Annotated in this window: 19 protein-coding genes and 1 tRNA gene; 18 read left to right on the forward strand and 2 right to left on the reverse strand. The window is 35.2% G+C overall.

Annotated elements, in window-relative coordinates:
* Window positions 1–78: 78 nt before the first annotated feature.
* Window positions 79–981, forward strand: coding sequence for a C40 family peptidase (locus H3U49_RS03930; protein WP_198179863.1), 903 nt, complete (start codon window positions 79–81; stop codon window positions 979–981).
* A 135-nt stretch (window positions 982–1,116) separates the two neighbouring features.
* Here H3U49_RS03930 and hflX read toward each other — a convergent pair whose 3' ends face one another.
* Window positions 1,117–2,397 carry a GTPase HflX gene (gene hflX, locus H3U49_RS03935; protein ID WP_198179865.1) on the reverse strand — a complete coding sequence of 427 codons (1,281 nt, stop codon included), beginning with the start codon at window positions 2,395–2,397 and terminating at the stop codon, window positions 1,117–1,119.
* Window positions 2,398–2,933: 536 nt separating this feature from the next.
* On the opposite strand from hflX, the gene H3U49_RS03940 reads away from it, so the two are divergent.
* From H3U49_RS03940 to H3U49_RS04020, 17 genes are all read left to right on the forward strand, one after another.
* A complete protein-coding gene (locus H3U49_RS03940) occupies window positions 2,934–3,653 on the forward strand; it encodes an L-ribulose-5-phosphate 4-epimerase (protein WP_198179867.1) in 720 nt (239 codons plus the stop codon).
* 27 nt (window positions 3,654–3,680) lie between these two features.
* Complete coding sequence (locus tag H3U49_RS03945; RefSeq protein WP_198179869.1) at window positions 3,681–4,133, forward strand: PTS sugar transporter subunit IIA; 453 nt, start codon at window positions 3,681–3,683, stop codon at window positions 4,131–4,133.
* Window positions 4,134–4,155: 22 nt separating this feature from the next.
* Complete coding sequence (locus H3U49_RS03950; RefSeq protein WP_198179871.1) at window positions 4,156–5,553, forward strand: PTS galactitol transporter subunit IIC; 1,398 nt, start codon at window positions 4,156–4,158, stop codon at window positions 5,551–5,553.
* Window positions 5,554–5,576: 23 nt separating this feature from the next.
* Window positions 5,577–5,867, forward strand: coding sequence for a PTS sugar transporter subunit IIB (locus H3U49_RS03955; RefSeq protein ID WP_198179873.1), 291 nt, complete (start codon window positions 5,577–5,579; stop codon window positions 5,865–5,867).
* Window positions 5,868–5,915: 48 nt separating this feature from the next.
* Window positions 5,916–8,018 carry a transcription antiterminator gene (locus H3U49_RS03960; protein ID WP_198179875.1) on the forward strand — a complete coding sequence of 701 codons (2,103 nt, stop codon included), beginning with the start codon at window positions 5,916–5,918 and terminating at the stop codon, window positions 8,016–8,018.
* A gap of 140 nt (window positions 8,019–8,158) precedes the next feature.
* Window positions 8,159–9,592, forward strand: a complete 1,434-nt coding sequence (locus H3U49_RS03965; protein ID WP_198179877.1) for an MFS transporter — start codon at window positions 8,159–8,161, stop codon at window positions 9,590–9,592.
* 184 nt (window positions 9,593–9,776) lie between these two features.
* Window positions 9,777–10,064, forward strand: a complete 288-nt coding sequence (locus H3U49_RS03970) for a type II toxin-antitoxin system HicB family antitoxin (RefSeq protein ID WP_187153967.1) — start codon at window positions 9,777–9,779, stop codon at window positions 10,062–10,064.
* 341 nt (window positions 10,065–10,405) lie between these two features.
* Window positions 10,406–10,972 carry an aldose epimerase gene (locus tag H3U49_RS03975; RefSeq protein ID WP_198179879.1) on the forward strand — a complete coding sequence of 189 codons (567 nt, stop codon included), beginning with the start codon at window positions 10,406–10,408 and terminating at the stop codon, window positions 10,970–10,972.
* A gap of 103 nt (window positions 10,973–11,075) precedes the next feature.
* Complete coding sequence (locus tag H3U49_RS03980) at window positions 11,076–12,197, forward strand: LCP family protein (protein WP_198179881.1); 1,122 nt, start codon at window positions 11,076–11,078, stop codon at window positions 12,195–12,197.
* Window positions 12,197–12,817 (forward strand): glycerol-3-phosphate acyltransferase, encoded by a 621-nt coding sequence (locus H3U49_RS03985; protein WP_198180077.1) that lies wholly within the window; start codon window positions 12,197–12,199, stop codon window positions 12,815–12,817. The genes H3U49_RS03980 and H3U49_RS03985 overlap by 1 nt, the downstream gene beginning before the upstream one ends.
* Window positions 12,818–12,852: 35 nt before the next feature.
* On the forward strand, window positions 12,853–15,825 hold the full coding sequence (locus H3U49_RS03990; RefSeq protein ID WP_198179883.1) for an LTA synthase family protein: 2,973 nt from the start codon (window positions 12,853–12,855) through the stop codon (window positions 15,823–15,825).
* A 271-nt stretch (window positions 15,826–16,096) separates the two neighbouring features.
* Window positions 16,097–17,362 carry a tyrosine--tRNA ligase gene (tyrS, locus tag H3U49_RS03995; protein ID WP_198179885.1) on the forward strand — a complete coding sequence of 422 codons (1,266 nt, stop codon included), beginning with the start codon at window positions 16,097–16,099 and terminating at the stop codon, window positions 17,360–17,362.
* Between the two features lie 99 nt (window positions 17,363–17,461).
* Window positions 17,462–17,857: an NUDIX domain-containing protein gene (locus tag H3U49_RS04000; protein ID WP_198179887.1), complete on the forward strand. Its 396-nt coding sequence runs from the start codon at window positions 17,462–17,464 to the stop codon at window positions 17,855–17,857.
* 72 nt (window positions 17,858–17,929) lie between these two features.
* Complete coding sequence (locus H3U49_RS04005) at window positions 17,930–18,268, forward strand: heavy metal-binding domain-containing protein (protein WP_198179889.1); 339 nt, start codon at window positions 17,930–17,932, stop codon at window positions 18,266–18,268.
* Window positions 18,269–18,331: 63 nt separating this feature from the next.
* Window positions 18,332–18,404, forward strand: a tRNA-Thr gene (locus tag H3U49_RS04010).
* Between the two features lie 124 nt (window positions 18,405–18,528).
* Window positions 18,529–19,362, forward strand: a complete 834-nt coding sequence (locus H3U49_RS04015) for a hypothetical protein (RefSeq protein ID WP_198179891.1) — start codon at window positions 18,529–18,531, stop codon at window positions 19,360–19,362.
* Between the two features lie 286 nt (window positions 19,363–19,648).
* Complete coding sequence (locus H3U49_RS04020) at window positions 19,649–20,302, forward strand: HD domain-containing protein (RefSeq protein WP_198179893.1); 654 nt, start codon at window positions 19,649–19,651, stop codon at window positions 20,300–20,302.
* A 61-nt stretch (window positions 20,303–20,363) separates the two neighbouring features.
* Here H3U49_RS04020 and H3U49_RS04025 read toward each other — a convergent pair whose 3' ends face one another.
* Window positions 20,364–20,903, reverse strand: a complete 540-nt coding sequence (locus tag H3U49_RS04025) for a methylated-DNA--[protein]-cysteine S-methyltransferase (protein ID WP_198179895.1) — start codon at window positions 20,901–20,903, stop codon at window positions 20,364–20,366.
* Window positions 20,904–20,960: the final 57 nt, after the last annotated feature.

The following is a 20,960-nucleotide window of genomic DNA, read 5'->3' on the forward strand; positions in this document are numbered from 1 at the left end:
TATTTAAAGCGTCTAAAATAAAAATTGAATACTGATTTATGATCACATTTTTGCTATTTTGAAGGAGAAACCGATCTGATGAAGTGTAACTTTTGGAAAATGGGACTTGCTGCAGCATTGACGCTAACTGGAATTGGTGTGACTGCTCCACAAAAAGCCGTGGATGCTGCTACATTAAAAGAACCTGTCAAGCGGGTGCAAATTAGTTGTTTGCCCAATAAAAATGTCAAAATTTGGACGAATTATGAAGGTGGACAACTAATAAGTTTTCGTGCCAAAAATAAGAGCAAGTGGAATGTTGCTAAAACAGCGGTTGATCGCAAGGGCAAGCTATGGTATATGATTGGTGATAGTGAGTGGATTGAAGCTCGCTACACTGAGGACCTGGAAACTAAAGCTGATGCCAGAACTGCTCATGAACAAGTAAAACCTGCTGCAACAAAAAAGAAAAATAAACAGATAAAACCTAAGAAAGCATTAAAAATACCAAAAAAACAAAAGGTTCAAAAACAAAAAGTAGTTGTTCCTAGTTTAAACAATGTTATTAATAAAAAGAGCAATAAAAATAACGTAAGTACAATTAATGTAGCTAATAATAGTATTTCTGACAATGTTTCAAAGCGTGCCCAGGCTGTAGTCAATTTAGCTAAAAGTCAATTAGGTAAAGGCTATGCCTGGGGTGGCAACGGTCCAGATAATTATGATTGCTCTGGTTTGGTGCAATATGTTTATAATCAAGCTGGTGGTATAAAATTACCACGAATAACCACTGACCAGGTAAAAGTTGGGCAAACAGTGGCAATGAGCCAGTTGCAGCCTGGAGATCTGTTATATTGGGGCTCGCCAGATGCTCCTTATCATGTTGGCATCTATGTTGGAAATAACCAGTACGTCAGTGCTGCAACTCCTGAACAAGGTGTGGTGTTGCAATCAATCAGCTCATATTTTTATCCTTGTGTAGCAAAGCGCGTTCTTCAGTAATTAACTGGCAAAATTTGTGATTAAGTTGACTTTAATTTGATCTGCTTTCCTAATAACAATTTATATTAAAATAAAAGATTCTCATAGCAACGTGAGAATCTTTTTGTTTATGTTATTTTTAATGCTGCGATTCTTTTAGACAATATAACCGGCAAATTGAGCTTGTTCTCTGGGTGACAGTCGTACAGCAATATGAACGCCATCATTTTGATAACTTTCTTTTAATACCTGGGCGTTTTCGTGTAAATAAGATAAAATTTTCCCTGCAGACAAAGGCAACAGCAAATTAATTTTTTTATAATTGGAAAAAATACGCTTCGTTATTAAGTCAGCAAGGGTTTCAATCGATTTAGTATCAACAGCCGAGTATAAAATGCCACTGCCTTCAATTTGGGGATAATTTCGCTGCGACTTGTCGGCCTTATTGTAGGCAGTGATCATCGGGGTATTTTTAACACCAATTTCTTTGAGCACATTTTGTGTAGTGCGAATCATTTGGATCATGTTGGGATCAGAGGCATCAACAACATTTATCAATAAGTCAGCATCTTTTACTTCTTGTAAAGTTGCTTTAAAAGACTCAATCAAATTATGGGGCAATTTGGAAATAAACCCAACTGTGTCTGAAAGAATAAAACTAAAATTATTCTCTAAGTCAATTCTGCGCACATTTGTGTCTAAAGTTGCAAATAACATATTTTTAACAAAAACCTGTTTATCACTATGTTTGGAAAATTCTTTTAACAACCCATTCATTGTGGTTGATTTGCCAGCATTGGTATAACCTACAAGCGCTACTTTAGGAATATGGTTTTGATTACGCCTTTTGGCCTTGATTTGTTCCTGCTTATCAATTGCTTGTAATTCTCTTTTTATAATAGAAATTTGTTTACCAATGGTGCGGCGGTTCAATTCCAGCTTGGATTCTCCAGCACCACGGTTGGCGAAACCGCCACCAGTTGAACCACCATTACCGCGTTGCTGGTCCAAGGTATTTTCTGACGGGTGCAACCGTGGTAATTCGTACTGCAGGCGTGCCAGTTGCACCTGCAGTTTTGCTTGTTTAGTACGTGCTCTTTTTGAAAAAATTTCTAAAATTAATTCGGTGCGGTCAATTACCCGTAATTTAGTTAATTTTTCTAAATTTCGGATTTGCACTGGAGTTAACTCATCGTTAAGTATCAGAACTTTTGCTTTTAAGCCGTGTGCCATATCCTTAATTTCATTAATTTTTCCCAAACCAAAATAAGTACCAGCAATTATATGCTCCTCATTTTGTCGAGCTTGTCCTACAACCTCCATGTTTGCTGCTTCTGTCAAATTGGCCAGTTCATTCATGTAGTAGTCAAAATTGGGATCATTTAAATTGGCGCCAGCAATAAATGCTTTTGTTTTTCGTGGAGTATTATCAATCATTTAATTCTCTTTCTGTACATAAAAGTTATTAGTATTAATTTTTAAAAATTGTCAATCCACATGTTTCATTCTTCTTTCGCGCTTATACTTATAATAGTTTAATTTTAATACAAAACGGCTAGTTTACCAAAAAGAAGAAGTGAAGTGATAAAAGTTAAGCGTCTCAAAAAGAACCAAAGATACTCAAGACCTCGTTTACGAATGCTGGGCTACTATGCGCCTGCTGGTTATAAAAATTATTAGTAATCGAAATTCTAAAGTTTTCATCTTTTTTTACGGACGAGTTATCGACAAAATTGTGCAAATGCAGTTTATTTAAAATCAGAACAAGACGCAATTATGGCGAAATTCCGTAAATCTTTATTATAGGAAATACAAAAGTAAATAGGCACATCCTAATCGATGTGCTTTTTTGTTGCCCAAATCTCTAGTTAACTAATTGCACCAGAAATAATAGATAACCTTGACTTTTGCTTATTCTGTTGTCGTGCTTGAATATTGGTTGAGAACGATTACATATAGAAAGAGGCTAAATAATGCTGGAACAATTAAAAAAAGAAGTTTATGAGGCCAATATGCAGTTACCTCAATTAGGTTTGGTTACTTTTACCTGGGGCAATGTTTCTGGTATCGACCGTGAGCAAGGATTGTTTGTAATTAAACCTTCAGGAGTTGAATACGACAAATTAACACCTGCGGATATGGTAGTAGTCGATTTAGCCGGCAAGGTGGTTGAAGGCAAGCTTAATCCATCAAGTGACACTCCAACCCATACCTATTTATACAACCACTTTTCCAAAATTGGTGGCATTGTTCATACTCATTCACCGTGGGCAGTAGCTTTTGCGGCAGCAAAAATGGATATTCCGGCACTTAATACTACCCATGCCGATACCTTCTACACTGATGTTCCAGCAGCCGATGCACTGACCAAAGAAGAAATTGCGGCAGACTATGAAGGAAACACAGGTAAGACAATCGTGCGTACATTTAAAGAACGCCATTTAGATTATGAAGCAACTCCTGCTGCTTTGGTTAGTCAGCATGGGCCGTTCTGCTGGGGAACAACTCCAGACAAGGCAGTATATAATGCCAAGGTTTTAGAAGTTGTCGCAGAAGAGGATTATCACACTTTGCAACTAACTAGAAAAAATTGTGAATTACCACAATACCTGCTTGATAAACATTATTATAGAAAGCATGGCGCTAATGCTTACTACGGTCAGACTAGTGCGAAATCTTTTTCTCACAATTAAAAATTACCCAATAAAGGAGGTGAATAAATGAAGCTTTTACTTCCAGAATTAGTTTTTGCACATGTAAAAGTAAATACAGCGGATGAAGTTCTTCATTTTTTAGCAAATAAACTGCAAATAAGCGGTAAGGTTAAAAACACTTTTGAAAAAGCAGTTATGCAAAGGGAAAGAATTCATCCGACAGGTTTGCCCAGTGGCAAAATTGCTGTTGCCATTCCTCATACAGATGTGCAATACGTTAATGAAGCAGCAATAGCTTTTGCTACTTTGGATCAGCCAGTACCATTTCACAATATGGCTGAGACTAAAAAAATCTTAAACGTTCAGATTGTTGTGATGCTTGCTTTAAAAGACCCACACAGTCAAGTTAAGATGTTGCAAAAGTTAATGACATTATTTCAAAACCAAGAGCTTTTAAGTGATTTACAAAAGTTGACTGATAGTCAGGAACTTTATCAAATTGTTTCTAAGCATATTTAAAAATAAAGAGAGGGAGTTATTTATGAAACCTGTTATTGATTTCATTATGTATATAGTTGGTTTAGGACCAACAGTCCTAATACCAATTATTATGTTAATCTTTGGCTTGTGTGTACGAGTGCCGTTTACCAAAGCATTGCGCGGTGGTCTAATGGTAGGAATTGGATTTATCGGCTTAAATGCAACGGTTTCAATTCTAACGGATGTTATGAATCCGGCAATTAAAAACATGATTCAGGTAATGCACCTGAATTTGCAAGTAATTGACGTTGGCTGGCCTTCAGCTTCAGCGATTGCTTATGGTACTGCAGTCGGAGTTAGTATGATTCCATTGGGAATAGCAATTAATGTTTTAATGCTGATTACAAAAACCACGTCAACTATTGATGTTGATATTTGGGACTTTTGGCATTTCGCGTTTAGTGGCTCCTTAGTATACGCTTTAACCAAAGACATTGTACTCAGCTTGTTTTTAGCAAGTGTGAACATGATTGTAATTATGGTTACTGCTGACAGAACCGCACCACTTTCTGAAAAATATCTAGGATTACCAGGAATTTCTATTCCTCACGGTTACGCTGGTTCATTTGTACCAGTAGCAATTGTTTTTAACTGGATTATTGATAAAATCCCTGGCGTCAATAAAATTCATATGGATGCCAAAGACTTTAACAAAAAGTTCGGTTCGTGGGGTGAACCAACACTTTTAGGCTTTGCTATTGGTATTATTATTGGAATTTTGGCATATGGCTTCATTCCAGGGATGACTATCGCCACTAAACTGGGTAAAATCATGTTAATGGGCGTTACTCTTTCTGCCGTGATGATTATTACACCAAAAATGGCAGCTTTATTATTACAAGGAGTTGTACCAGTTTCAAACGCCATTCAGGCATTTACTCAAAAGAAATTTTCAGGTAAAAGAAAAATTTATATCGGAATGGATACAGCTGTCGGTATCGGTAGTCCAGTAGTTTTGGCTTGTGCTACGCTAATGATTCCTGTTGCTCTATTGTTTGCGTTTATTTTACCTGGGAACCAATTCCTGCCAACTATTGGTTTAGTAGGTTTTGTTTTTATGTTCCCATTAATAGTTTCAATTACTCACGGTGACTTTTTCAGATCATTTATTATTGGTGCCATTAATGTCATCATTGGTTTGTGGATTGGTACTAATTTGGCACCACTTATTACCAAATGTGCTCGTGCTGCTCATTTTGCTATACCAAAAGGTTCGTCATTGATTTCAAGTATTGATTATGGTTCCAACCCGTATCCTTGGCTGATCGTTCAAGTTGCCCCTTATAAGATTGCAGCTTATGCAATTGGCATTATTCTGATCGTAGGACTTTGCTGGTGGAACAGGAAAAAGATTATCGCTGAAGAAAATCAAATGGCAGCAAATACCAAAGAAAAATAGTTGTTTGAACAAGGAGAAAAATAATGAAAAAAATTTTAGTTGCTTGCGGTGCAGGTGTTGTTACTAGTACTACCGCTATGAATAAATTAGAGGAAGAATTAAGTAATCGTGGCATTTCAACTGATGAATATTCTTTAGGACAATCATCAGTTGCACAAATTGAGTCTTTAGCCCCTGAATATGATTTAGTTATTACTACCACTCAATATGATAATGATGCTGTTAAAATCCCAGTTATTAATGGCTTGCCACTTCTAACTAATGTAGGAATTGATAAAGTTATTGATGAAGTAGTAGATAAATTAGGTCTTTAGTTTTTTTGCGATGAATTGCTATGTTACTAAATTTAAAGGGTGATTAACATGGCAACAAGTAATTATGCCATGACGCCGGCTAGCAAGCTTTTTAAGTACTTACTTCAAGCGCCAGATTTTGTGAGTTTAAAAGAGATTCTGGAAACGTTTAAGATCTCGCGTCGAACAGCTTTTAATTGGTTAAAAACCATCAATAATACGCTAAAACAAAATCATCTTGATGAAGTAATTAATGTGCCACGTTACGGATATAAGATAACCGATAAGACCAAAAAAAGTATAATAGCTGGTTCTAGTCTAGGTAATTTAACGTCAACTCATGAATTGGAAGTACCTTTGGATGCTTTAGATCGTCGGACTATGATTGTTTTATTGCTGATAGATCAGAATAAATATCTTTCAATTAATAAATTAGCACAAAAATTCAATTGCTCTCGTAATACAATTATTAAAGACTTTAAAGCAGTTAACAAATGTTTCCCAAGACTAGAAATAGTTAGCTCACACTTGGGACATAAAACAAATTGTAGTGAGTCAGCTATTCGTATCACTATTTATGAATTATTGATGCAGCATAATAAATTGGTTTATAAGTATATAGAACGCTTGAAGTTTCCGGTATCTAAATCTAGAGAGCTAGTTGAGGGTATTCAGCAAAATCTTCAAATGAATTTTTCTGAAAATTCTGTTCAACAACTGGCTTATCTTTTGGTATTTATTTATTCAAGGATTAAAAATGACCGTTATGTTAAAACTACAGCTGATTACAATTGGATAGCTAACAATACAACTAATGTTTTAGCTAACTGTAAATATCTGCTCTACCTTCTTACAAGTAAAAAAATCACTGAAGGTGAAGTGGTTTTTTTAAGTAAAATAGTTTTGTGCTCGCAAGCAACTGAGGTCAACTGTGTAAATGATTCTTTATATCAGGACTTAGATCAAATAGCTCAGGAAATAATTTTTCGCTATGAGCAATTAACAGAACAAAAAATTTCTTACAAATTGTTTACTAAAGTTTTATGTAACCATTTATATGCTACATTTTTTAGAGTTAAATTTGACATACCATTTTCTTCTAGTGAAGTTAATGAAATTAAGCGTCAATACCCAGAACTAGTCAAATTTACTGCAATTGCCTGTGCACCTTTAGAGCAATATTTACAAAAAAGATTACCTAGTGAAGAAGTAGCACTAATATGTCTTTATTTTGGTTCAGTTAATACTAAGGGATATCAGGATATATCAAATAAGGATAAAATAAAAAGGGCCTCTCTGGCTGAAGTTCTGGTTGTTTGCACAAGCGGTATTGGCACCTCGGCAATGCTTTATCATGAACTCAATAAAATGTATCCTTTAATTAAATTTTCACTGCCACTCGAAATTCGAGATTTACCACTGATTTTTAAACATGAATATCAGGCAAAATTAATTATTAGTACTGCTATATTGCCGGAAAAGATTTATCCAATTCCGGTTATCAAAGTTAAAGCAGTCCTAACTAAGCATGATGAAAGTATTATTGAAAATTTTTTCCGTCAAGAAGTTCCGCAGAAAATTGAACATAATAAAAGTACAGTAAGCAATCTTTTATCAATTATCAACGAATATGCAGATGTGAAAGACGTTAACGGTTTGCGGTTAAGTCTTGATAAGTTTATTTCACCGGCAATTAATGAAAACCGTCAACTTGGCTTACCAACTTTAGGCAATTTATTACCTGCTGATAGAATTAAATTTGTTCATAATAATACCTTAAATTGGCAGCAAGTTTTGAAAATGGGCTGTCAATTACTTGAAAAAAATAACATAGTAGATAATGATTATTTTGGAAAGATTGTTAAGTTGATTAAGCAGTATGGACCATATATGCTTATTTCAAACGATATTTTCTTGGCTCATGCTGCACCAAGCAGTAGTAATAAAAAAGTAGGGCTATCGTTAATTTTATTGGACAAGCCTCTTAGTATCCAAATTCGCCAGCAAAAGGCCACCATCGTTTGTATGATTATTTTGTCACCAGGACAAAAAAGAGAACATGAAAGAGCTTTAGAGCAGTTAGTTGATATAGTTAGAAATCCCGATAATGTTAAGCATTTGCTTACTGCTCATAGTCCGCAAGATGTTCGTAAATTACTTTTGTCAATTTAGATTACTTAAATATTCACCTGTAAATCAGGGAAAGTGACTACATAATAAGTGGTCGCTTTTTTATTTGGCAGATAGAAAAAAAGGAGTATAATTCAATCTATTAAGGTACCTAACTAAATTTTGAAACGGAGATAATTAAAATGGCACAAACGTTAAACTATCAATCTAATCAAAGGGTCCAAAAAAATCGCTGGTGGATATTAGTTGCTGTGGGTCTGTTTACATTCATGTCAACTTTAGACGGTACAATTGTTAATATTGCTTTGCCAGTGATCAGTAAAGACTTGCACATCCCTATGAGTCAATCTGAATGGGTGGTCTCACTTTATTTGATTGTGGTCTGCAGCTTTATTCTGTTTTTTGGCAAATTAAGTGATATCTACGGTAAAATCAAGGTTTTCCGGCTAGGAGCCATATTCTTTATTGGGGGTTCGCTTTTATCTGGAATTAGAATTAATTTAATATTTTTATTGGTGGCAAGAGCACTGCAGGCTTTTGGTGCAGCTATGACTATGGCTACTAATAATGGGATCATTACTGAAATTTTTCCTGCTACTGAGAGAGGAAAGGCATTAGGTACAATCGGTTCTTTTGTTGCTTTGGGTTCTATTGCTGGCCCAGGACTTGGTGGCTTAATTTTAAGTCATCTTTCATGGTCTTATATTTTCTGGTTAAATGTTCCTGTTGGCCTGATAGCTGCAATAATTGGTGCTATATTCCTGCCTAAGGACATTACTTTTACTAAATCCGCTTTAGATAAGGCCGGTTCTTTCAGCTTTGCTTTAGGTATGATTACTTTGTTTGGCGGTATTTTTTTAGGGCAACAGCTAGGGTTTAGTTCTTTACCGGTTTTATTAATGTTGCTAGTAGGTCTGGTCAGTTTTATCTGGTTTATTTATGTTGAAAATCATGTAGCAAATCCATTATTGCAATTTAAATTATTCAAAAATCCAGATTTTTCAATTAGTCTGCTTTGTGCATTATTAATTTTTATTACTAACTTTTTCTTTAATGTGGTTACTCCTTTTTATTTGGAAAATGCTCGTCACTTGTCACCGGGAAAAACAGGCTTAATTTTAATGATACTACCTGTAGTCCAACTGTTTGCTGCCCCAGTTGCTGGTTCTGTTTCTGATAAAATTGGTCCTAAGTTGATTACTTTTATTGGTTTAGTTTTATTGTTAATCAGTCAGATTGGTTATACATTGTGCAACTTGAACTCACCTATGTGGCTATTCATAATTAGTATTGCAATTATGGGATTGGGCAGTGGCATATTCAGTTCGCCAAATAATTCTTTAGTTATGAGTTCGGTCGAGCAAAAAGATTTAGGCATTGCCGGCAGTATTAATTCACTTTCCCGTAATTTAGGAATGGTCATTGGGATATCAAGTGCTACTACGGTATTATTTGCTGCAATGAGCAGAGCAAAAGGAGAAAGAGTTACAGCTTATTTGCCTAAACAACCTGAAATTTTTATTTATGGCATGCATGTGGTCTTTATTATTTCAATGATAATTTGTTTAATTACCGTTCTTCTGAGTGGATGGAGACTATTTAAAAATAATAAATAATTAAATATAAAAAAGTGTTGCAAATTGATATGACTCCAAATTTTTTAGATTTTGTAGTTATCTCAAAAATTATAAAATCCAACTCTTTTTTATTTTAAAAAATAATTTTTTAATAATTATTTCTTCTTTTTGGCAATTTGGGTATATTATGATAGAAGGAAAGAGCAAAACGAGGAGGTTTAGGATGAACCATAAAGTTGTGACGTATCCAGCTATTTTTAAGCCACTGGAAAATGATATATATGTAATTAGTTTCCCTGATGTTAAAGGTGGAATAACTGAAGGGCAGGGCTTGCGTGAGTCAATGAAAATGGCAGCTGACACTCTTGCCAGTCGCCTTTATAATAAAGCAGTATTACCCAAGGTCAGCAAGGTTAGTGATATTGAATTGCCAGATGATGGCTCATTTGTTGCACCAGTTTCTGCAGACCTAACCGAAGCTTCGCGTGATCGCATTAATTACGAAATATAATATATAAAAAAAGCACCCCAATTTCTTGGGATGCCCTTTTTATTAACTTGTTCCAAAAACTTTATTATAATTCTCGGGAACAAGTTAATTATAATATATCTAAATAAATTTTGCTAATAAATTTGGCTTCTTTTGGTAAAAATGCTTTAAAATAAACTTTAAATTAAAATGCTATCCAAAAAGCACATTATTATATCATGCTTTGAAAATTTAAGTATAATTTTTCAATAATTTAATTGAAATAAAAAGTTGAAATTGCAAATAATTTTGTATTCTGATCAAATTGACAATAACACTATTTGAGTGCTATTTTTGAAAGAGAAAAAGTTTGGGAGTAAATTATGCAAACAATTGAAAGTTCTGTTTTGCGCGTGGCGGTTTCTGAAAAGGGTGCCAGGTTAGTTAACTTGATTGCCCTGAATAGTCAAATTGATTATTTGAAAGATGTTGACGCGCAAAAAGCATTAGAAGTTATTTTTAGAGGAGCTGACCTAGAGGAAAATCTAGCAGATATCCTGCCCTGGACAGTTGTAGACAAGGGAGATTCACGTGTTAGTTTGGCTTTGATTGATGATAATTCAAGTTATAAAAAGTTCCCGTTTCATTTTGAAGCTGTATTAACCTACGCGTTAGAAGGAAATGGAATTGGCATAAAGTTTTATCTGAAAAATAATTCTCATAAAGATATGCCTTTTTCAGTTAAATTCGTGATACCAGTTTTTTCGGGTTGGAAAGTGAATACTAATGCTAACGAAATTGTATTAAGTAAAGATAAAACCAATTTAACTATAGCTTCTGCTAACTTTACGTTAACGGCTGAGAACGACCAGATTAGTGCTGCATATGATGCAGCTACGCTGGCTAGTGAAAGTGACGAAGATTTAAGATTAACCCTAGCCTTGAATTAAATAAATTAATGATTTTAATAAGATACAATAGGCAAACCGGCAGTGGCTTGTTTTTTTTGCTATAATGTACTCATTGTAATTAAAATTTGGGTAAGTAAAAGTTATGGATCACAACGATAATCATCCGGATAAAAGTCGGGTTGAATTACATGCAAAAGATTACCATAAAAAAAGGCGTGTTTTAGCGTGGTTATTATGTTTTATTGCGTTTTTGGCTTTGGCAGTCTGTGTGTATTCAGCATATATTTATTTTCGCACAAAAGATACAGTAGATAGTGCATACGATGCTAAAAACGGTGTGCAGATTAAAAATGGTGAATTCAACGGTAAGAAAAAATTTGCAGTGCTGTTAATGGGCAGCGATACTGGAGCACTTGACCGTAAAGACAAGATAGGCAACACCGATACCATTATTATTGCTGTTGTTAATCCCCAAAAGAAGCGCTATACCTTAATGTCGGTTCCGCGAGACACTATGGCTCAAATGGTCGGTGCTGACCAATTTCAAGTTAAAAAAATAAATGCAGCTTATCCCATTGGTGGGGCTGCCATGTCGATGAAAAGCGTGTCCAAGTTAGTCAATGTACCAATTAAGTACTATGTTTTAGTAAATATGAAGGGCATTATGCGCCTCATCCGTGATGTTGGTGGTATTAATATTAGGCCTACTTTGAGCTTTGAATATGGTGGTTATATTTTTAAGAAAAATCAGCTGACTCACATGGGTGGTGGTGGTGCTTTGGCATATTCACGAATGCGTTATGATGATCCAGAAGGTGATTATGGTCGTCAAAAGCGCCAACGTCAAGTGATTACTACTATCATAAAGAAATCAGTTTCAATTAATACTTTAACGCGCATTGATTCAGTTTTGTCGTCAGTTTCGGGGAATCTTAAAACTAATTTACCCTTTGATGCATTGCGTCAGATCGCCTTCAATTATCGTGATTCTACTAAAAACGTAAAAAATGATTATCTTCATGGACACAATGCCACAATAGATGGCTCTTCTTATCAGGTGCAATCTACTAAAGAATTACAACGAGTATCAGATTACTTACGAGCAGAACTTGGTTTATCTGAAGCAGCTGTAAATAATAATGAAACTTATCAGAATAAGCGTAATAAAATTGATGGCTTCAGTTTTAAAAACCCTGATAGCCAAGAATATCACATATATGAGGACTATCAAGATCAAAGTTACCAGGAAGAAGGTGACTATTGATAATGCGTTTGTGGTCAATCATTATTGGATATGGGTTTGGCTGCCTTCTTACTGCGGTTTTGATTTGTCGCTTTGCCTTGCATCAAGATCCTACAAAGGTGGGTTCAGGTAATCCGGGAACTGCAAATGTCGGAGCTGTGTTTGGTAAAAAATGGGGTATATTAACTTGTATTGGCGATATACTAAAAACTCTTATTTGCCTTTTAATAGTACACTGTTTTTTCTCAGATAATATTGCTTTGCTTTATGCAGGCTTGGGCTTAATGCTTGGCCACTGCTTTCCTTTTTGGGAACATTTTCATGGTGGTAAGGGTGTAACGGTCGCTGTGATAGTAGCAGCATTATATGATACACCGCTAGCCGCAGTAACTTTGTTAATTGCCTTTTTCCTGTTGATAATATTACAAAATTTGACGGTTCCACCAATAATTTTTATAATATTGTTCAGTTTATATGAATTTTTAACAACTAAGGAAGCCGGAATTGTATTATTGATTATGACGATGGTTATGGTCTATAAATTTAGATATGATCTTCGTGACTTTTTTGCCGGAAAGGCAAAAAGGGTGGATGTTTTATACTCAATTAAGAAAAAGTTGGGTATTAAGCGTGATAATTAATAGCATCATTTTTAGTGAGGAAAATAACTAGAAATATGAATAAAAATAAAAAATCTTTAAAAGCCATCCAGATAATCTGTCTGCTGGTAGCAACTCTGTTCATGCTGGTCCAAATGTTCAACTTGAAGGGAATTGCTGCCAGAGCACACTTTTCATTTGTCCGTTTTATGCCAAATATGTTGCATAATGCGACTTTAATGATTATTCCCATGATATTTGGTGCTGTTTACAGTAAGAAAAAACAAAGTGTTAGCGAAAGTTTCAAATACTGGTTATTAGCCAGTGTGACCTTAATCGTCTATTACATTTTATTTTTCTTTATAGTTCCTGCTCGTTTTAATATGTGGCGTGTATGGGGGATGCTGTTCCCGATCATTACCAGTACATCTGTTTTGTTTTCTGGTTTGATTTTCTGTTTGTTAATTCAGCCACATTTGTATGACTTTTTGCATAAATTGACAATTAAGCAAAATCTCCTGGTGTTGAGTTTATTAACCCTACTCGGTTTTGCTTTAAGTGCTGGCAACCTGTCATTTCAATATTCGCTATATGGTCTTTACTTGGTTTTGTTCTTTGCTTGGGGCATGTTTTTAGCTAATGTCCATATTGGCAAAAAATTGTTAACTCTATCTTTAATTAGTGGTTTTCTTTCCTTCTTCATTGTGATAATCGGTGTTTCTGGGTTCGATGCTGTTTACTGGTCACAAATTATTTCCGGCAACGGGGGTGGTGACTGGAACAGGGAGTTCTTAAACAATCCTTCGTCTCCATTCATGTTTTTACTGGTAGTAGCTGTTTTCTTGTTATTTAAAAAAGTTATTATGACTTTTAATAAAAAACAGATGCGTTTCTTTATTCCAGTAATTATGATTATGGATGCGCCAATTTCACCAAGATTTATGAGAGCATTCCATTTTACTGGCTCATCAATGATTAATAAGTTGATAATGCTTATTATTATGTTGCTAATTGTGATTGCTTGGTATCAGTTACTTGAGCGCTATTTATTCCAAATCAATCCGTTTGCGAAAATAATTAATTATTTAGATAACGAACCTAATTTAGCTAAGGTATGCGAAAAAGTATGGGCAGTCTTTACTAAGTTTGTAGTTACTAACAGGGTTAATTTGCTTACTTGGGCTTGGTTTTATATTCTAAGTTTTGGTTCTTTCCTAATTGAATCTGATAACTTAAGAATTCAAATTAGTACTGCTTCTACAATTAATGCGATAGTTTATCTTCTGGGCACCAAGTTTTTTGCCATGATTTTGACTACCATCTTCTTAGATGCGCTATTCTCTGTCTTTTACTTTGTAACCACTCGTTATTGGACTTCGAACATTTTAGTCAGCATAATCGCGATTGGTTGGGCTGTTGCCAATAAGATTAAGCTCTTACTTCGTGGTGAACCAATTTATCCAACTGAAATCAGCGAAATTGTCAATTGGAAAACCTTAATTCCAATGATCGGTAAGACTACTGTCATTGTAATTTTAATTGCACTTATTGTAGTTATTGCGCTTGATATTTTCTTAGAGTTAAAATTCCCTGTTAAAAAGCGCGGATCATGGAAGAGACGTGGTATTTGGGCACTTTTAAGCTTATTATTATTTGTCACACCTTTGCGCTTTAACCATGACGGTGGTGTTATCTATCATATTAATCGCGGCTTTGATAATAAACAAAGGTTCCGTAATCCAGAGCGTGATATCCAGGTAAATGGTCCTGTACTTAATTTCTTGAATTATATTGATTTGCAAATTATGGATCAGCCTGAAGGATATTCGGAAACAAGTATCAAGCAGTTAAACAATAAATATGAAAAAGTTGCTGCCAAGATAAATAAGAAGCGGAAGAATACTCTTAAAGATCAAACTATTGTCTTTAATTTGAGTGAAAGTTTTGTTGATCCAAGTACTTTCCCTACATTTAGGCTTGACCGTGATGTTCCAAATCCAGTTAAATTTATTCAATCAATGAAGTCCCGTTCGACATACGGCAACATGCTTAGTGCTGGTTATGGTGGTGGTACTGCCAACATGGAATGGGAAACTTTAACTGGATTAAACATGGGAATGTTTAAATCTACCTTGACGCCTTACGTTCAAGTGGTACCTAATTATGATTTCTATCCTACAATAGGGATGAATTTTGATTATAAATCTGCAGTCCACCCGTTTATTGGAACGTATTACTCCAGACAAGAAGACTATCATAGATTCAAATTTGACAAGTTTATCTTTTTGGGTTCGAAATATAAAATTATTGACCAAAAGAAATTAGGAAAGAGTGGTTATAACTCAGACTTTACTACCTATGCTAATGGTCTAAAAGAAATCAATTCCCGCGGTGGCGGACAGTTCATCAACTTGATTTCAATTCAAAATCACATGCCATATAATAATTGGTATCCAAATAACGAATATATGGGCAAGATTTCTGGAGAATTATTCAAATCTCCAGCAGTACGTGATCAAATGGCTACCTACGTAAAGGGTACGCAATATACTGATAAGGCAGTTAAGCAGTTTATCGAACAGATTGATAAAATTAAAAAGCCAATTACTTTGGTCTTTTACGGCGATCACTATCCAAGCATCCTTTCTCAAAGTTATACTGCTAAATACCCGGTACAAATGCACTCAACGCGCTACTTTATCTATTCAAATAAATACGCCCGTCAACATGGTGCTAAAAAGAGACTGCCACGTAAAGCTAATAATTTCGTCAGCTCAAGTGACTTTATTGCAATGATGCTGGAACAGACAGATTCGAAAGTTACTCCTTACCAGGCTCTGTTGACTGAAGTTCATAAGAAATTACCGGCAATTACTATTAACTTTAAAGGTGATAAAGGCTTCGAGTTAATTGGTCGGCAAGGGCAAGTAATAGATCCAAAATATTTGACTAAGAAGCAGCAACAGATTTTAGCCGATTATGAGGCTATTCAATATGACATGACAGCTGGGAAGGCCTATGGCTTAAAGATTAAAGGCTTTTATAAGTAACAAAATTGTATTGACTTATTAAGAAAAAATGAGTATTATCATTTATAACAAATTTAAGTAGCAGCTTGATTCAGCGTTCAGAGAACTAGCGGTTAGTGTGAGCTAGACAGGTCAAGGGTAGCGAAATACAAGTTGGGTGGTTCCCGTAAAGACCGTCATTAAGGCACTTGTCGTTAAAGTGCGAACGTGGGTGGTACCACGGCTGAAAAAGTATTTAGTCGTCCCTAGATTCCTAAACGAATCTAGGGACTTTTTTATTGGAGGAAGAAAGATGGCAAATTTTGATATTTTAGCAGACTTAAAATGGCGTGGAGCGATTAACCAGCAGACTGATGAAGCTGGACTGACCAAATATTTACAAGATCACGACAACTTAGCTCTTTATTGCGGCACTGATCCTACTGGTGATTCGCTACATATCGGGCATCTTATTCCTTTCATGATTTTGAAAAGATTTCAACTGGCTGGATATCACCCTGTGATTGTTATTGGGGGTGGTACAGGAACAATTGGTGACCCGTCTGGACGTAAGTCAGAGAGAGTACTCCTTAGTGCAGAAAAATTGCATGAAAACGAAGTGGCTCTGACTAAGCAAATGGAAAAATTATTTGGAACTGATAACTTTCAAATTGTTAACAACGCAGAGTGGCTTGATAAATTGAGTTTAATCGAGTTCTTGCGTGAATACGGCAAGCACTTCCAAGTTAATAATATGATCAATAAAGACGTAGTTGCCAGCCGCTTGGAAAATGGTATTTCATTTACCGAGTTTTCTTACCAAATTTTGCAGGCCATTGATTTTTACCAATTAAATAAAAATTATGGTGTTCAAATGCAAATTGGTGGTAGCGATCAATGGGGCAATATCACAGCAGGAATTGATTTAATCCATAAATTAATGGGGTCAGACAGACAGGCTTTTGGTTTGACTATTCCATTAATGCTAAAAGCCGATGGTACTAAATTTGGTAAATCAGCTGGTGGTGCGGTTTGGCTTGACCCAGAAAAGACCAGTCCTTACGAATTTTACCAATTCTGGATCAATCAGGATGATCGTGACGTTGTTAAGTACTTGAAGTACTTTACTTTCCTTAGTCATGAAGAAATTGATGATCTGGCGGAGCAAGTAAAAGCTGAACCGTGGAAGCGGACAGCGCAAAAGACATTAGCTAAAGAAGTAACAAAATTTGTTCATGGAGAAACAGGCTTAGCAGAAGCAGAAATGATTACAGATGCTTTGTTTTCTGGAGATATTAAAAATCTTTCAGTTAAGCAGATTAAGCAGGGCTTAAAGAGTGCACCTGCAGCGGAATCAACATCTCAAATCAAGAATATTGTGGACTTTTTGGTTGACACCAAAATTGAACCCTCTAAGCGCCAGGCACGAGAAGACGTTACAAATGGAGCAATTTATGTAAATGGTGACCGTGAGCAGTCAGTAGACTTTGAAGTTGATCCTTCTAAGGCTTTTGACGGCAAATATGTCATTGTTCGAAAAGGTAAAAGAAAATACACACTAGTTACAATTAAAGATTAGTTTAAAAGAGGCAGTTGCTATTTTCGCAACTGCCCTTTTTTAACTCCAATTAAGAGAGTATAATAAGAAACACATCTTTTTTTAATTTAGGAGGGTAAAATGCGTGCACGCGTAATACTTTATAATAAAGAAAATAAGGCTGTTTTATTGATTCACAGATTAAAAAATGGTCGTAACTACTGGGTAATACCAGGTGGTGGTGCAGAAAACAATGAAACTCCAGTAGATACTGCAATCAGGGAAATAACTGAAGAATTAAATATTCACCTAAAGTCAGCTGACCTGATACATTTTTTTAAATGCGAAGGAAAAGAGTATGAAGAATTCTTTTACACTGAGATTCCATATATAACTGCACCTAAAATCAGTGGTGAAGAAAAAGAGCGCTCGAGCAGCGATAATGTTTATCAACCAGAATGGGTAGTCATTAAAGAGCTGCCAAAGATTAATTTAATGCCGCCAGAAATTGCTGCTAAAATAGTAACTCTGATTTGACAAAAAAATGTGGTAATTTCATACTATCATGTTAGTAAAATATTTATCTGAGTGTTCAGATAGGAGAGTAAAATGGCTCATAGAGAAATTTTAATAACTACTACCGAAAATATTCCTGGTAGAAAATATGAAATTATTGGTGAAGTGTTTGGCTTAACAACTCAGTCCAAAAACTTTGTTAAAAATTTTGGTGCAGGATTAAAATCCGTAGTTGGTGGTGAAATTCGCAGTTACACCAAAATGCTGGAAGATTCTCGCAATCAAGCTTTAGAAAGACTGCGTCAAGCTGCAGAGGATAAGGGAGCAGACGCAATTGTAATGATGCGTTTTGACTCTAGTTCAATCAGTGGCGACATGCAGTCAGTGGTTGCTTACGGTACTGCTGTAAGATTTATTGCAGACAACGAATAGATATAGTATTATTTGAAGTATTCGCTTTATGAAAGTTGAATGCTTTTTTATTATTGTTGATTTGCCACTTTAGCTCAGGAGGTAGAGCACCGCCGTGGTAAGGAGGAGGTCCTCAGTTCAAATCTGGGAAGTGGCTTTAATTAATTTGCTTTTTGATATTGCCTAAATTACTGGCTAATTATATAACTAATAGTATAAGGCGTAAATTTTATAATAGGAAAATTATTAACATAGATTTTAAGTAAGGAAGTTTATTTGTTATGAAGAAGATTAAATTATTTAAGAAGATGTTAATTGCAGGAACGATGTTAACTATCGGTTTTGCTGCATTAGACGTAAGCGCCCAACCTATTTTGGCAAAATCTCTGCCAGTTGCTACGTCCAAGGATTATAACAAGCTGCAGAAGCTTTCTAAAAAGTCTGGCGTCCATTACATTAAAAAGAGGAAATGGTATGCCAGCTTTGTCCCTGGCGACAATGTTCAAGCATATCGGCATTTAACGTCACATAAACTATTGGAAACTAGATCCGATCCTGGAGTTGATGATTGGGATATCTTTATCGGTGCCGGAACTATCAACGGCACACGCTACTTTATTAGTAATATTAAGGAAAAAGATGGCAAAAAGAAATATATAATACCAGCAGCATATTGTCAGGTGCCTTATGGCTACAAGTTTAAAAAAGGACATGCTGTAGTTCACGATTACAATGGATCTTTGGCCAATGCTTATAATGGTTATAGTGAAACTGATCATCAATATGGTAAGACATTAACTAAAGAAAATATTATTTATAGTAATAAGGAAGATGCCACATTTACTGTTTCTTTGAAGCAAGATGGCCAAGCCAAAGGAAAACATAAAGGCTTTTGGATTGGGCATACACCGATTAAATTCAGAGTTGATGGGACAAATACTTACGAAAATTATTATCCCCTTTATAACTATGTCGCAAATGGTGAATTGATTGTTAGTTATATTAAAACCAAAGATTTAAGTCAATTTAAACGTGCAACAGTGACTTATGATCACATCGGTACAATTACTAAGAGTCATAAATTCAAGCCCGCCCATAAAAAGCTAAATATTTGATGACGAGTTAAAAGATAAGCGGGATGATTTAACGTCTTTGCTTGCTCGTTAGAAAATAAATTGGTTAAATTAATAAAATGAGATAGACTGTTAGATTAATAGTATGATTTACTATATTTAATGTCTATTTTTTTTTAATATAAAAGAGTAATAACAATTTTCAAAGTAAGAAGTAATTAAGCATATTGGCGCCTAAAGGACTTTAAATTTATCTAAATAGAAGTAAAGCTTCTATGGAAATGATCAATTTTATAAAAAGTATTTTACAATTAGAAAGGAAATAAACTTGGATATAACTAAAGTAACTGATTTTGTTAAAGAGCAGCTGAAAAATGAAAAAACAGGGCATGATTTTTATCATGGAGAGCGAGTAGCTCATCTGGCCAGCAAAATGTATTTACAAGATAATCCTGATGCACATGAAGATAGCCGCATGGTGGCTATTATTCAAACTGCGGGATATTTACACGATACTATTGATGAAAAAATCTGTGCTGATCCTGATCAGGTTCTTGCCAACATTAAAGAACTGCTCCCTAAGGTGGGTTTTACTTCCCTAGAAGTCAAAGATATTTTATTCACTATGCAACATATGTCTTTTTCTGCTAATATAGAGCATCATTATCAGTTGCCAGTATCAGGAGAGTATGTGCAAGATGCTGATCGCATTGAAAGCTTGGGTGCAATTGGCATCGCCCGTGCGTTTACCTATGGCGGTGCTCATGGCAATGTGATATACGACCCCAGAATCAAACCACAAAAGCTGGTAAGTCATGATCAGTATCGTGAGCATAAAGAAACAACAATTAACCATTTTTATGAAAAACTGTTTCACTTGACTGATCTAATGAATACTGCTGGAGGTAAAAAAGAAGCGCAAAAAAGAACGGAATTTATGCGTAGTTATGTTAAAGAATTTATGGCTGAATGGAATGTTTAAGCTGCATATAGCCTTATGCGGCTTTTTATTTTGCTCTTTTTAAAAACACGAACATTAAAAATCATAGCAAGTCTAGTTGCCTAGAAAATTTGATTTGGGGATTTTCCGTTTTTAACAATGCCTTTTTGCGTTCAAGGCCACCAGCATAACCAGTTAAAGACCCATCACTGCCAATGACACGGTGACAGGGAATAATTAAACTGATTGGGTTATGTTTGACTGCATTGCCAACAGCGCGCGCAGCGCGCGCCAAATTTATCTTATTTTGTCCTTTTTGTACGCGATTAGATAATTCTTTATAACTGGTTACTTCACCATAAGGTACTTTTTGTAGTTCTTTGAGCACTTTTTGACTAAAAGTAGATACATTGGGTTTAATTGGTACAGCAAATGGATCAGGAGTTTGGCCAGCAAAATAGTCTGTCAGCCATTTTAGAGCTTGCCCAATAGGTCTAGTTACAGAAACTTCCACAGTATTCAAATCATAGCCGGCACCAAAATATTTTTGCCCGTTAAACCATAATCCTAATAAATTTTTTTCATCACTCAAAAGAGTCAATGTTCCTAATTTTGATTCGAAAAAATTTTGATATAGCTTCATTTTATTTCTTCCGTAACAAATTAACTTTTCTGTTTATTATACCTTGATTCATGAACA

This window comes from Lactobacillus sp. W8174, from assembly GCF_016100975.1.
Lineage (GTDB): Bacteria > Bacillota > Bacilli > Lactobacillales > Lactobacillaceae > Lactobacillus > Lactobacillus juensis.